7 protein-coding genes are annotated in these 14,776 nt (G+C 70.9%); all 7 read right to left on the reverse strand.

Annotation, left to right across the window (positions count from 1 at the left end; all coding sequences use genetic code 11):
• Positions 1–278 precede the first annotated feature (278 nt).
• The gene (locus D7X74_RS42740; protein ID WP_147446731.1) at positions 279–818 is read right to left on the reverse strand and encodes a hypothetical protein; all 540 of its coding nucleotides are present in this window, start codon (positions 816–818) and stop codon (positions 279–281) included.
• A gap of 80 nt (positions 819–898) precedes the next feature.
• The gene (locus D7X74_RS30220; RefSeq protein WP_147446732.1) at positions 899–3,892 is read right to left on the reverse strand and encodes a carboxypeptidase-like regulatory domain-containing protein; all 2,994 of its coding nucleotides are present in this window, start codon (positions 3,890–3,892) and stop codon (positions 899–901) included.
• Between the two features lie 64 nt (positions 3,893–3,956).
• Positions 3,957–7,217 (reverse strand): carboxypeptidase regulatory-like domain-containing protein, encoded by a 3,261-nt coding sequence (locus D7X74_RS30225; protein WP_147446733.1) that lies wholly within the window; start codon positions 7,215–7,217, stop codon positions 3,957–3,959.
• Between the two features lie 38 nt (positions 7,218–7,255).
• Positions 7,256–9,976: a carboxypeptidase-like regulatory domain-containing protein gene (locus tag D7X74_RS30230; protein ID WP_120536480.1), complete on the reverse strand. Its 2,721-nt coding sequence runs from the start codon at positions 9,974–9,976 to the stop codon at positions 7,256–7,258.
• A 66-nt stretch (positions 9,977–10,042) separates the two neighbouring features.
• Positions 10,043–13,330 (reverse strand): collagen binding domain-containing protein, encoded by a 3,288-nt coding sequence (locus D7X74_RS30235; protein WP_158622317.1) that lies wholly within the window; start codon positions 13,328–13,330, stop codon positions 10,043–10,045.
• A gap of 48 nt (positions 13,331–13,378) precedes the next feature.
• Positions 13,379–13,747, reverse strand: a complete 369-nt coding sequence (locus D7X74_RS30240; RefSeq protein ID WP_120536482.1) for a hypothetical protein — start codon at positions 13,745–13,747, stop codon at positions 13,379–13,381.
• Entirely contained in the window at positions 13,744–14,616 is an 873-nt protein-coding gene (locus D7X74_RS30245) for a TIGR02587 family membrane protein (RefSeq protein WP_120536483.1), read from the reverse strand. The genes D7X74_RS30240 and D7X74_RS30245 overlap by 4 nt, the downstream gene beginning before the upstream one ends.
• Between the last annotated feature and the right edge of the window lie 160 nt (positions 14,617–14,776).

Genomic DNA, 14,776 nt, shown 5'->3' on the forward strand with positions numbered 1-14,776 from the left:
CTCCGGGATGGGACAGCACAACGGGAGGGCGTTGATGCGCGAGCCGTACAGCAGCGCGAGCAGCAGCAGCACTCCGATGATGCCCCCGATGCCCGGCAGCCACCCGCGGTTCGCCTCGCGCATCAACGCCCTCCCGTTGTGCTGTCCCATCCCGGAGGATACCCGCGAGTGGCTAGCGCCGTCTCCACGGGACCGGACGCAGTGTTTCCGCTAACCCCCTTCAGGTAAGTCGCCAACCGCACTCGGAAGGGGCAGATGACCCCTCCAGGTGGACTGACTTACGGGACCTTGCTGAAGCGGGTTAGGAACGCCTTGACCCTGCTCGAGTGGATCAACTTTGCCTCGTCGCAGCGGACCGACCCGAGCCAATGTCGGACCTCCGCCGCAGGGGCAGGTGCTACCAATTGAATCAACTGGCCTCTGCGTGTCCGAGCCGTTTCGACGAGCTCCTGCCCGAACTCGCTGTACGGCCGAGGATTGGGCAGCCGCCAGAGCTTCAGAATGGGGAGCGCCGTGTCCCACCGCTCGACCACGCCTGGATACTGGCGGACCATTTCCGGGTTTGCGATCTCGCGTGTGGCGGTGCTTGCGATCACCGCCAGAGTACAAACGGCGAATACCCGGCCGCATACTTCAGCGGGGACCGGGCCTGCGACTTCCTTGGGTTTGAGAGGAATGGCTAGCAGGACCGGATCGCCAAGGTGATAGCGGCGACCTGCCGCTGCGGCATCCTGAGATCGTGGTAGGGCCAGGACGCCCCAGTCTTCCATGTTCGTCGCATAGACGTGCTTGAAGTGGATCGTGCCGTTCAGATTCATGTCCACAACGCATCCTCCACCTGTTCGCAGGTGTAGAGCGACAGCAAGATTGATGACTTACGGGACTTCGCTGAAGCGAGTCAGGGCTGCGCCTCGGCGGTGAGGTCCACCTCTCCCCGCTCGGGGATCCGCACCGACCGGGGTGGGAAGGTGCTCCCGCTGCGTTCGCCGGTCTTGCGCGTCTTCAGCAGGTATTCTCCCGCCTCCACCCCCCGGAGGAGAGCGTTCCCCGCGGGCGCCGTGGCTTCGTAGGCCCGGTGGCGCCGGTCCTGGGGCGCCAGGAAGAAGTGCGCGGGCACGGGCTTTCCGTTCGCGTCCCGTGCCGACAGCCGCACCCTCGCCGCGGGATCCAGGGACACCGTGAGCGGCTCCTGGGAGCGCACCTCGATGCTGACGGGCAGGAAGCCCTCGACGGACAGGTCCAGGGTGAACGGCGGCGGCGGCAGGGTCGGCAGCTCGTGGACCCCGTCGCGGAAGACGGGCTGTTCGGGCACGGGCCTGAAGCGGACGGGTCCTCCCGTGACGGGCTCCTGGAGCATCGCGTAGAGGCCCTTCGTCTGGGTGACGGGGGCTCCGGTCTCCTCGTCCCGCAGGTGGAGCCGCAGCGTCCAGGGTCGGGGGAGGGTCAGCGTGCCCAGGTCCACGTCCCGGCCTTCCTCCCAGGTCGCGGTCTGCTTCAGGGGAGCGAAGCCGGGCGCGTTCAGCGTGAGGGCATGGGTGCCGGATCCGGTGACGGGGATGGCGAAGGTGCCGTCGTCCTGGGTCACCGGATCCATGGCCAGGAAGCTCGAATCCCCCACCGCCCTGAAGGTGGTGACGGCCTTGCCGTCCGGATCCACGAGCCGGCCCTTCAGTTGGCCGTGGCGCGCCAGCACCAGCCGCACCTGCTCCGCCTGGGCCTCCGCCCAGAAGCGCTGTTCCTCCGCATCGAAGGTGCCTCCCTGGGAGCGCTCCGCGCGAAAGGTGTGGTCCGGCAGGCTCGCGTCCAGCGCGTAGCGAGGGGCCGTCAGGTGGCGCAGGGTGAAGCGGCCGTCCGGACCCGAGCGGATGCCGGCGAGCCCCAGGACGCCCCCAATCCCCTCGTCGAACTGCTCCCAGGCGGCGTCGTCCTCGGGCGTCGTCGCGGAGATCAGGACGTCCGCGAGCGGCTGGCCCGTGCCATCCACCGCCACCCCGGAGAGGGTGCGGCCTTCTTCCAGCCGAAGGGTCACGTCCAACTGCTCGCGCTCCTGGAGCTCGATGCGCTGAGACACGCGCTCGTTCATCCACTCCCGGGAGACGGTCGCCTCCAGCACGTAGTGCCCGGGCCGGAGGCCTTGCAGGAGGAAGGTGCCCGAGCCTTCCGTCGCGCCGTAGCGCGGCCCTGCTCCCTCCACGTCGTCGCCTTCATCCGCCGCCTCTTCTTCCCGCACCAGCCGGATGGAGGCCTGGCGCACCGGCAGCCCCTGCGCATCCGTGACGTGCCCCGACACCGACGCGCCCCGGTTCATCACCAGTCTCAGCGACGTGGCGGGAACCTGGACCTCGAGCGCAGCGGGGATGAAGGCGTCGTGCTCGGCGGTGATCCACCCGGAGTCCGCTTCCGGTGCGTCCAGGACGAAGTGCCCGTCCGCGTCCGTCAGCGTGGCGTCCTCGGGAGGGCAGCCCCTGCCCCTGTCGCCGCAATAGTGGAGCCCCACGGAGATGCCCGCGAGCGGTTGGCCCTCCGCATCGACGATGGTGCCTTCGGCGGAGGCCGCGCGGACGAGGGTGAAGTCCAGCGGGCCCTGTCCCCGGTCCAGTGCCTGGTTCGCGACCTCCATGTCCAGGTGGTGGGCCGCTTCAATCTTGAACGCATGTGGTCCGGAGCGCACGGGCCCCAGCCGGTAGCGCCCGGATGCGCTCGTCACGGTGGTGGCCTCCGCGGACACCGGCCCTCCGTCCTCCCGGAAGGTGTTCACCTTCGCCCCAGCGACGGGGCGGCCGGTGTCGTCGCTCACGGTGCCGTCGACGTACACGCCGGCCTGGAGCTGGAGCACCACGTCCTGCGCGGGCGGTGACACGGTGAGCGTGGCGAACGCGCCCAGTTGGACCGTGCCGACATTGAGCTGATGCGGAAGCTCCGGCACGTCGTCGAAGGAGAACCGGCCGGCCCCGTCGGTCGTGGTGAGCTGCTCCGTCGCCAGCTCGGTGTCGCCATCGAGCAGGACCTGGAGCCCCGCAGCGGGACTTCCATCCACGGCCACCACGCGGCCCGCGAGCCGGGACACGCGGGCGAGCGTCACGGGTTCGAGCGGGCCCTCCTGGTCCAGGTCCTGGATGAAGCGCGAAGCCCAGCCGTCCGCGGCGATGAAGACCGAGTAGCGCCCCAAGGGCAGGGGGCCCAGGTGGAAGGTGCCCTGGGCATCCGCGACGGCGTCGAAGAAGCGCGTGTGCTCGCGGTCGATGACCGTCACCCGGGCGTCGGGAATGGGCGTCGTCCCGTCCTGGGCCGTGACGTTGCCTTCCACGAAGCGCCCCTCCTCCAGTTGCAGCTCCACGCCCTCCCGGCCGACAGGAACGTGGGGCTGCACCCCCGCGCCTGTCTCCGCCAGGGCCCAGAGCGTGACGCTGCCCTCGGGCAGGCCCTCCAGCACGAAGCGGCCCTCCGCGTCCGTCGTCGCTTCCGCGAACACGGGGGCTTCGCCCAGCCGCGCACCCACGAGCTCCAGCAGCATGCGCCGGTACTCGATGCCGCAGTCCCGCAGCCCCACGGGAAGCTTCTCCTGGCCCTCCACGGTGGTGGGGCAGGGCAGCTCCGACAGGGTCCGCCAGGGCTCCGGCCGTGACGCGGAGACGCGCGCGCCCGCGACCTGGCCCCGGGCATCGCGCACGCGGCCGGTGATGCGCGAGCTTCCAGCGGGCTGGGGCGCGGTGGTGATGACCGGCCTGCGCGGGCCAGGCATCTTGGAGGCGGAGGGCGGAGTGGATGAAGGGGGCGCAGGGGTGGAACGGGAGGCCCCGCTGCCCCAGAAGACGCCAGCGAGGAGCGCGACGACGGCCAGCACGCCCACCGTCACCCAGGTCCCCGCGCGCGGCCGTGTTCGCTTCCCCATGCGAGGCAGGATAGCCGCCGCCCTGTCACGTCGTCAGTCGCTTCGGGCAGGACGCCCGCGGCGCTCAGGGGACAAGAGGGCTCCACACCGGGCGCACGTCATGGGACGGTGTGCCTTCGGCGGGCACGTCCAGCTCCTCGCGGTGGATCCGGTCCTTCGCGCGGTTCAGGCCGAGCAGCGTGTAGTGGCCCGCGGGGACACGGCGGTAGAGCAACGACAGTCCCTCCCATTGCTTGAAGGGATGTTGGAGGATCTCCAGGCGCTCGGCGGCCTTCGCGCTCGTGGGCAGGGGGACCTGACCTGGAAGCAGGAGGACGGTGTCGATGTCCCCCTCCGTCCGCAGCGCGAGCGTGACGCTGGAACCCGCCGCGTCGAACGTGAGGGTGACCTCTCCGGTGGGTGGAATGGTCACGGACCGGTTGGGGAAGAAGGTCGGGTCGGAGTCTTCGACGGGATAGGCGCTCGCCGTGTAGAGGCCGGGGGCCACGGAGTCGAAGCTGAAGTCCCCCGGCGGGGGATGGCGCTCGTCCCGGGTCCCATCGGGGCGCGTGAAGACGATCGTCGCGTGGGCGGGGCGGCCCTGCGCGTCGCGGACGTGGCCCGACACCCGCGCGCCCCGGCCCAGCGAGGCCGTGATGGTCTCCTCCTGCGCGCCCACCGACCTGCTCAGGGGCAGGAACAGGGGCACGTCCAGTTCGACCGTGAACGCCGTGGCGGGCAGGTGCTCCAGCCGCAGGGTTCCATCCTGCTCCGGCACGGCCCTGTGCCTGTCCGGGTAGGGCGGGCCTTCGGGCGCGCCTTCCGCGCGGATCCGGTACGTGACGGGCAAGGTGAACTGCGCCCCCGAGTCGACGCGCACGCGTCCGTTGAACGGCGCGCCCGTCTCCGCGTCGCGCAGCAGCACGCGCACCGTCCTGCCCCGCGTCAGCGTGAGGACGCCCAGGTCCACGTCGGTGTCGTCCAGGGTGAGGGTGCGCTCCAGCGGCGCGAAGTCCTGGGCCTCCACCCGCAGCCTCCAGGCACCCGGCTCCTCCGCCGTCAGCTCGAACCTTCCGTCGGGCAGTCGGGAGTGCATGCCATTCACCTCGAAGGAGGGGAGCGCCACGCCGCCTTCCGCGACCACGCGGCCCCGGACGTGCGGCATGCGGCGCAGCACCAGCCGGACCTCGTCCACGTCGCTTCCCACCCGGAGCGTGTGCTTCCAGGGCGAGGTGACGCCCTGACAGCGCGAGGGTTCGACGCGATGGTCCTCCAGGTCCACCCACAGCTCATGGCGGGGCCCGCTCAGGTGTCGCAGCGTGAAGCGGCCTTCGTCGTCGGTGAGGACGCCCTTGGGCGTATTCGTCTCCAAGCCATCCACGTCGTAGTCGTCGTCGGTGCGGGCGCGGTAGTGGGGCGTGTCCCCGTCCGGGACATGGGCGCGGACGGCGGCCCCCGCGAGCGGCTGGCCCCGGGTGTCCACGACGATGCCCCGCAGTGTGCGCCCTTCCTCCATCCGCAGCGCCACCTCCGGGTTCACTCCCTCCACGATGTCCAGCGGCCGCGAGGCGCGCTGGTCCACGTCGCGCGTCGGGTTCACGGCCTCGACCACATAGGGGCCGGGCTTCAGGCCCTGGAGCGTGGCCCGGCCCTGCTCGTCCGTCCTCCGCGCGCGTTCGCTCCAGTTGCGCGCGTCGCGCTTCCAGAGCGTCACCTCGACGTCGGCGAGCGGGGCTCCCGCGGCGTTGCGCACGGTGACGGGCACGCTGGCGCCCCGGTGCATCACCATCCGCACCTCTTGGGAAGGGATGGTGACCGCGAGCTGTCCGGGCAGGAAATCGGAGTCGTAGACGTCGAGCCATCCGGGGCCCGCTGCCTCCGCATCCAGGGTGAAGCGTCCGGCATCGTCCGTGCGGGCCACGGCCACCCTGGCCCCTGCTGGAGAATCCGTCATCGGTCCCTGGTGAAGACGGAGCTCCTTGTGGGCGAGCGGCTGGCCCTCTTCATCGACGAGGAGGCCTTCCACGGAGACCGCGCGGGAGAGCGTGAAGTCGAGCGGCTCCGTGTCCCCGTCGACCAGATCGATGGTGGTCGACTCCATGAGATGTCGGTCGGCCCGGGCAATCACGTAGGTTCGCACGGCGAGCAGGGGGCCCAACTGGTAGTGCCCGCTGGCGTCGGTGACGGTCCGCTGGGTCTCGGAGAGGCCTTCTTCATCCATCATGCGGACCGCGCTGATCCGCGCACCTTCGATGGGTCGCCCGGCGTCGTCGCGCACGGTGCCCTGGAGGAGCACCCCCGGTTCGAGCGTGAGCACCAGGTCCTCCCGGGGGCCGGTGTCGACGGTGGCGAAGGCGTCCTGTGCCGCCGTCTGCGCGAAGAGCTTGTTCTCATGGGTCCCCGCCACCCTGAAGTCGAAGCGTCCCTGTGCGTCCGTGGTGGTGCGGTAGCGGGCCATGTCGTTCCAGGGCGACAGCATCCGGACGTGGACCCCGGGCGCGGGAGCGCCTTGCGCGGACACCACCCGGCCCGCGTAGCGCGAAGGGCGCTCCAGGAGGAGCACCTGGGATTCGAGCGGATTGGCGTCCCGGAGCATGCGCGGGCTCCTTTCGTCGGCGGTGGCGAGGAGCGCGTAGCGGGTCGAGGGAAGCGGCCCGATGCGGAAGCGCCCCCGGGCATCGCTGGTCGCGTCGAAGAAGCGCGTGTGCTCATGGGAGAAGACGGTCACCCGGGCACCCGCGAGGGGCTCCCGGTTGCGCACGCCCTGCACGACGATGCCCTCGAAGACGTGCCCGTCCTCCAGGGCCAGCACCACGTCCTGCCTTCCCGCCGCCACGTCGTGAACCTTCGCCGCGCCCTCGGGTCCCAGGGCCCAGAGGGTGACGGTGCCCTCCGGAAGTCCGTCGAGCACGAAGGTGCCGTCCTCCTCCGTGGTGGCCGCCGCGAGGATGCGCGCCTCTCCCTCCCGAGCGCTCACCTGATCCAGCAGCTCCTCATGGGCCTCGGTCCAGCAATCCGTCAGTCGGGCCCGGGCCTTCGGGGACGCGTAGGTCGGAGGGCAGGAGCGCTCCGACAGCGTCTCCTCCGGCTCCACGCGCGACGCGGACACGCTCACCCCGGCGACAGGGCCTCGCGCATCACGCACGAGCCCCGTGATGCGCAGGCTCGCGCCGGGCACGGGTGTGACGCGCGGCCCGGTGACGAAGCTGCCCGAAGTGGCTCCGGCGGTGGTGCCAGGGGACCCCCGCTTCGAGGCGGCTCCGTGTCCACGCAGGAAGTACGTCACGAGCAACAGTCCGACGATGCCCGCGATGACGAAGACCCACCGGCGATTCCCCTGGCGCATGCGGCGGTCAGGATAGCCGCGAACCGCGGAGCGCGTGCTCAACGCGGACGGGCGGGCACCGTCACCGTGACGACCTCCTGATGGGCGTCCAGTGACACGTCCTGCTGGCGGCCGTCCTGCTGCAATCGGACGGTGAAGAGGCGGGTCGTGAGGGGCAGGCCGTCCAGGTCGATCGCGCCCTCCGCGTCGAGCCTTCCGTGGAAGCGAGGTGGATCGGGGTCCCGGTCCGGTTGGGGGTTGTCCTTGTAACTGGGGACCACGAAGACGGGGACTCCCGCCATGGACCCCGGGTTCGCTTCGTCGCGAACGAACAGGCGTGTCTTGCGGCCCCGGGTCATCACCAGGGTGCCCAGGTCCACGTCCTCACCCGGCTGCCCCTCCACGTCCCGTTCGAGGTCGAAAAAACCCTCCGCGCTGATCCGGACACCGCCGATGGTGTCCCGCCGCACGAGGTCGAAGACGCCGTCAGGCGCCTGGGTGGCCCCCTTGTATTCGTATTTGACCGAGAGCGAAGAGGACAGGGGCTGGCCCTCCGCGTTCACGACGCGCGCTTTCAGGCGGGGGCTTCGCTCCAGGACCAGCCGGAGGTCCTCCGAGCCCGGGGCGACGTGCAACGAGAAGGCGTCGGCCGTTCCACCCCGTGAGCGCGAGGGGGCGAAGCTTCGCCCCTCCTTCCAGGCGACGAGCTGGTAGGTCGGAGCCACCAGGTGCTGGAGGACGAAGCGTCCGTCCGGGCCGGAGCGCACCCCGCCCCGCTCCCGCGGGTCGCACGGTTCAACGAGGAGCTGCCACGCGGGGGCGTCGTCCAACGGGATGCAGGCCCGGACCTGGACGCCCGGGACCGGTTGTCCGAAGGTGTCCACCGTCATTCCTTCGAGCGTGCGACCTTCCTCGAAGCGCAGTGTCACCTCGGCCTGGGTGTGCTCCTCCAGTTCAACGGGCCGCGAAGTGGACTGCTCCATGCCAGGGGTCCTGCGCCAGGCCTCGAGCATGTAGGGCCCGGCCTTCAGCCCTCGCAGCGAGAAGCCGCCCTTTGCGTCCACGGTGTCGGTGTGTGCGTCGCCGCTCCCCGGAGTGGTGTCCCACAGCTTGACGGTCACGTCCGTCATGGGGGCTCCCTTCGCGTCCACGACGGTGCCGGACACGGAGGCGCCCCGGTGAAGCACCACGCGGACCTCCGTCGAGGGCACCTTCACGTCGACCTTCGCGGCGGTGAAGTCCCTGGCCTCGGCGAAGAGCCAGCCCGAGTCTTCCCGGTCGGAATCCAACAGGAAGCGGCCCGCCTCGTCCGACACCGTGTTCGCGTCCCGGTTCGAACTCCTGGCCCGGGTAAAGCCATCGGCGGCGTCGCGCTTGGAGAGGAACCGCAGGGCGACCCCCGCGAGTGGCGCGCCTCCGGTATCGACCACGGTGCCTTCGACCGACACGGCGCGAGCCAGGGTGAAGTCCCACGTCCTCGCGAGGTCATCCCTCCGGGAGAGGTGCTCCACCTTGTTCATGAAGTGGTCGCGGGTGAGGGTTATTTCCAGGTAGGGCCCGATCAGCGGCCCCAGCCGGTAGTGGCCTGCTTCGTCGGTGAGGGCTTCCGGGGGCGGGTCGTCGCCCGGGTCCTGCTTCTTCACGGTCAGCCGCACGCCTTCCAGGGGACGGCCCTGTTCATCCCGCACGGTGCCCTCCAGGAACGAACAGGGCGCCATCCGCAGGACGAGCTTCTCCGAGGTCTTCTCCGTCGAGGCCTCGCCGTAAGCGGTCCGCTCGGGGTTCCAGACCCAGGCGTGGTTCAGGACCGCCGGGACCTCCTCGAAGGTGAAGCGCCCCTGGGCGTCGGTCCGGGTGGTCTGGAGGTCCGCCCCCTTGAAATCGGGACGCAGGTTCACGGTGAGCCCTTCCGCCGGCAGGCCCTGGGGCGTGAGCACCAGGCCTTCCAGCCAGCGCATCCGATGGAGCTTGAGGTCCACCTCCACGTCGGAGTCGATCCAGGGCTCCTCGCGGAAGACCCCCGTGCGCCATCCCTGCGCGCTCGCGACCTCCAGGTAGCGTCCTGGAGGAAGGGGGCCCACGCGGAAGCGCCCCTGCTCATCCGCGATCGCGTCGAAGAAGCGGGTGTGGGCTTCGTGCAGCACCGTCACCCGGGCCCCGGGAATGGGCGTGTGTCCCAGCGCCTCCGTCACGGTGCCGGAGAGCTGGAAGCCTTCCTCCAACTCCAGCTCCACGGCCTCGCTGCCCGCCGGGACTTCCGGGCGCATCACCGCGCCGTGCTCGCCCAGGGCCCAGAGCGCGAACGCTCCGGAGGGCAGTCCCTCGAGGGCGAAGGTGCCATCCTCCGCCGACACCGTCTCCGCGAACACGGGGGCTTCGCCTTCGCGCGACTCCACGAGCCGCGCGACCTCTTCCTCCATGTGCACGATGCGGCAGGCGTTCTCCCGGACACTGCTGGGGGCCTGTCTGTCGCGAAGGGGCTCGGGACACGGTCGCTCCGACAGGGTCTCCGCATCCGCCCGGGAGGCGGTGACACGGACGCCGGAGACGGGCCCCAGCGCATCGCGCACCACGCCGGTGATGCGCAGACTTCCGGTGGGGGTGGGCACGGCGTGCTTCGACGTGTTCCACGTGTTCAGCGAACGCTCCAGGGAGGAGGACCTTCGCGGTGCCGGATTCCTGGGCGCGTCCTCCGTTCGTGGAAGGAGCGTCAGCAGCAGCAGTCCAAGCACGACGACGACCGCGCCTGCCAGCCACTGGCTCTGCATCCCCTTGCGCATGCGGCGGCCAGGATAGCCTCCACCCGTGAACTCCGTCAGGTGGGAGTCATGGGAGGGACGCCCACGTCAGGGGGCGAGCGGTCTCCACGCTGGGCGCACCTCGAGGGACACCGTGCCTTCCGCGGGCAGCTCCAGCTCTTCCCGGTGGATCCGTTCCGTCGCGCGGTCGATGGCGAAGAGCGTGTAGTGGCCCGCGGGGACGCGCTCGAAGCGCAGCGTCACGGGCAACTGCGCCAGCCGCTCCTGGGGATGGCTTCGTGCCGCCAGCCGCCGGGACGCCATGACGTCCTCGGGCCAGGGCTCCGAGCCGGGGATGAGCAGGGCCTTCAAGACGTCCTCCGCCAGCCGCAACGTCACCGTGGCGCCACGCTCCAGCGCTTCGAGCGTGACGACGACCTGCCCGCTGGCGGGGACCCGCAGGGACTTCGGTTGGACGTTGCCCTCGGAGAGTCTCTTGTCGTCCTCATCAAATGGGACGGCGGTGAAGGAATAGAGGCCCGGGGAAAGGCCGCTCATGACCAGGGTGCCCGTGGAGACCACGCGCTGCTGCGTGTCGCCGTCCGGCATCGTCATGAGGAGGATCGCCCGCATGGGGCGCCCCTGGGCATCCCGGATGTTCACCTCCACCCGGGCTCCGCGCTCCAGCAGGGCCGTGAACTCCCGCGCCCCGGCGTCCAGCGTCTGGCGCAGCGGCAGATAGCCGGGGACTTCCAATTCGAGGGTGAGGGGCGTGGAGGGCAGGTGTTCCAGGAGACAGGTGCCGTCTGGCGTCAGCGCGGCCCGGAGCCTGCGGAATGCCAGCACGGGGTCGCCGGGTCCTTCGCTCCGCAGCCGGTAGAAGACGGTGCCCGAGTGTTGGACCCCGCGCCCCGGAGCATCGCGCAACTCGCCGGTGAAGGGGCGGCCCGTCTGGGCCTCGCGCAGGACGCCGCGCACCGTCCGGCCTCCCGACAGCGTGAGCGTGCCCAGGTCCACGTCGGCCCCGCCCTCCACCGTGAACGTCCGCTCCAGCGTCGCCAGGCCCTTGGCGCGGATCACCAGGGTGTGGCGGTCGGTGGCTCCGGACAGGTCCACGTCGAAGTCGCCGCTCGGGGAGCGGTGTTCGTCGAAGTTGACGGTGAACGCCGTCACGGGCGCGCCCCCCGGCCCCACCACCCGGCCCCGGGCGTGGGGTCTGCGGTGGAGCACCAGTCGGACCTCGCGGACGTCGCTTCCCACCCGCAGCGTCTGTTTCTTGCCGGGGATGCCTCCCTGGGACCTGGCGGGCTCGAAGTCGTAGTCCGCGTGGTTCGCGGTCAGCACGTACCGGGAGGCGTCCAGGTGCTTGAGGACGAAGCGGCCCTCGTCGTCCGAGCGCAGGCTCTCCAAGCCCATCCAGGGCATGTCGGGGTTCTCCCGGTAGAGCGGGAGGTCCTCCTCGGGAACCCACATCCGGATGAGCACCCCCGGCAGGGGCCGACCTGCTCCGTCCACGGTGAGGCCCGTCAGCGTCCGGGTCCCCTCCATCCGCAGGGACACCGTCGTGGTCTCCGCGTCCGCGACCTCCACCGGCTGCGAGACGCTGCGCGTGTGGGCCGGGGCCTGGACGGAGGCCTCCACCACGTAGCGGCCGGGACTCACACCCTGGAGGGTGAAGCGTCCCTGCTCGTCCGTGGCTCCCGAGCGCGCGGCGCCATCCTGCACGTCGCGCTTCCAGAGGGTGATACTGATGCCGGGCAGGGGGGCTCCCGCCGCGCTCACGACGGTGCCGCGGACGGTGGAGCCCCGGCGCAACACCCGTCGGATGCCCCGCGAGGGAATCCGCACGGCGAACCGTTCCGGGATGAAGCGGTCCCCATTGAGTTCAATCCACCCGGGCCCCACGGCCTGGGAGTCCAGCACGAAGCGCCCGGTCTCATCCGAAACGGCGATGTCTTCATCCCCGCCCGTCCCGGTGAGCAGCAGCTCGCCGGTGTGCAGCTTCACCTCCAGGCCCGCGAGCGGCTGGCCCGCCTCGTCGACCAGCTGCCCTTCCACCGAACCTGCACGCGACAACGTGAAGTCGCAGGGCTCCGTGTCCTCGGCCACCTCCTGGTCCACGGGCCCTTCATCGAGGTGGTGCTCGGCCTGGACGCGGAGCTCGTAGGTCGCGGGGGCCAGCGGGCCCAGCCGGTAGCGCCCATCCGCGCGGGTCACCGCCTGCCCGCGCTCGCCGAGGGCGACGGGCTGGAAGGGTCGTGCCGTGAGCTTCGCTCCAGCGACTGACTTCCCGGTGTCGTCCCGCACGGTGCCCTGGAGGAAGACGCCGGGTCGCAGTTGGAGCAACAGCCCTTCCCCGGGCGGGGACTCGATGGAGGCGAACGCATCCTGCGCCGTGCTCCGCGTGAAGACCTCCTGCTCGGAGGGCAGCGCCGTGGTGAACGCGAAGCGCCCCTGGGAGTCCGTGGTGGTGGCCTGGATGAGGTCCAGTTCGTCGGAGGTGAGGGGCGACAGCCAGACCTGGACCCCCGCCGCGGGCGCACCCTGTTCGGACACCACCTGCCCCGCGAAGCGCGAGGGACGGCGGAGTGTCAGCGCCTCCAGGTCAGTGGGCTCCACGTCCCGGATGAGGAGCACGCCTTCGCCCGCGAGTGCGAAGAGCGCGGCGTAGCGTGTGCGGGGAAGGGGCCCCAGGCGGAAGTGTCCCCGGGCATCGGCGCGCACGTCGAAGAAGCGCGTGTGGTGATGGGAGAACAGCGTGAGCGTCACCTCCGTGAGGGGCTCCGTCGAACCCTCCACCTTGACGCTGCCCTCGAAAACAAGGCCGTCGTCGAGCGACAACACCACGTCCCGGGTCCCGGCCAGGATGTCGTGTTGCTTCACCGCGCCCGAGTCTCCGAGCGCCCAGAGCGTGACGGCGCCCTCCGGGAGTCCATCGAGCACGAAGGTGCCATCCTCTGCGGTCGTCGTCTCCGCGAGGACGGGCGCTTCGCCTTCGCGGGCGCTCACCTGCTCCAGCACCCGGGCCTGGGCCTGGGGCCAGCAGTCCATCAGCCGGGTGGGAGGAGCGAACCCGGCGGCTCCGGCGTCGGCCGTGAGCAGGTCGGGCGCGGGGCAGGGGCGCTCGGAGAGCGTCTCCTCCGGGTCGACGCGCGAGGCGGACACCCGCGCGCCCGCCACGGGACCGTGCTCGTTCCTCACGGTGCCGGTGATGCGCAGGCTTCCCGTGGGGGAGCGCACGGCGTGCTTCGAAGCGGCACCCGGGCCTGACGTCCCCGCGAGGGAGGCGGCGTTTCGCGCTGCGGATGCCGGGGGCGCTTCACCCGTTCGCGGGAAGAACGTCAGCAGCAGCAGTCCGAAGATGACGACCGCGCCCGTCAGCCACCTGAGCCGCATCCCCTTGCGCATGGAGGCCAGGATAGCAGCGCGGTCGGAAGCTGTGATTCAGGGCGTCGCGAAACCCACGGCGCGCGCTTCCAGGTCCGACGGCTCCTGACCGAAGACCACCCAGCCCTCGCGCTGGGACTGGCGGGGCACGTACGTCAGCACGAGCTCGGACTGCTCGGGACGCTCGCCGCGCAGGGACACGCGCACGTGGACCTCCTCGGCCGCCACGTCGCCGTGGTTCTCCACGGTGACGGGCACGCGCCACCCGCTGACGCCTCGCACGGGCGTGCCCACCGTGACGGTCAGGTCCGGGGGCCCGCTCCCCATCGTCCAGGCGTCCACCGCGAGGTAGCCCAGCACCAGCGCCACCAGCACGCAGCTGGACACGAAGACGACGCCTTCCAGCCAGTTCCAGGGGGTCTTCATGATTGGATGAGCAGCCTTCCCGCCGAAGCGCCGAGCGTCGACGCGAGCCCCAGCACCACCACCTGCGCCACGCACACGCCCAGGCCGTTGCCGGCGAACCGGCCGAAGAACCACAGCACCAGCGCGCTGCACAACAGCGCCATCGCGTACGTGATGACCGTCCCCGCCAGCACGTCCCGGCGCAGGCGGCGGCGCGTGAAGCGATGCGCCTTCGTGAAGTCACTCTGGAAGAGGATGAGCCCGCCCAGCAGCATCGACAGCACGGCGAGCCCCAGCAGGTGCCCCGGCGGGGTCTCCACCGCGATCATCACGATCTCCTCCGTGGGTGCCACGTTGGCGGCGAACAGGATGGCCCCGCAGAACGCGATGACGAGCTGCGCGGGAACGTGCTCCGCCGACTCCAGCCTCCGCTGGTCCTCCTCCGGATCCTCTTCCCGGTGCTGACCGCCGAACTGCGCGGAGCCCACCGACACGCCGATGGCCACCGTGCCCGCCTCCACCACCACCATCCCCACCGCTTCCTGCAGCGACGTGCCCCGGGTGATGCGGCCGATGAGCACGAGCACGGCCGTGGACACGATGAGCCCCAGCCCCAGCTCCTCCAGCGAGTCCGTGAAGACGTCGGACCAGTACACGTCCCGGCGGAAGCCCCCGTAGCGGTTGTAGCCGAGCAGCAGCACGTACGTGGCCACCAGGTAGCCCAGCACGCTCGCGGGATGGGAGGTGAAGCCCGCCCACCACACCTCCATCGTGTAGAGCAGCGGAAGGCTGAAGAGCAGCCCGCCCGCGATGCCCCGGCCGTACTCGCGCAGGGACTCCGGCACCGGACGGCGGCGACGGGGCGCGTGGGCGGGGAGGACGTCGGCCATGACTCGCCGGAGTCTAGGGTCGCTTCTCCAGGAGGGAAGTCTCCCGGGGGCATGAATCGCGCGCGGGATGACGGTCCAGGCCCGCCGGCGGTGCGGGCATCGGGTGTGCCCTCCAGTCAACGGAGTGGAGCGGGGGCGGGGGCCTGGGACCGGGATGGGC

The organism is Corallococcus sp. CA047B, from assembly GCF_003612065.1.
Classification (GTDB): Bacteria; Myxococcota; Myxococcia; order Myxococcales; family Myxococcaceae; genus Corallococcus; species Corallococcus praedator.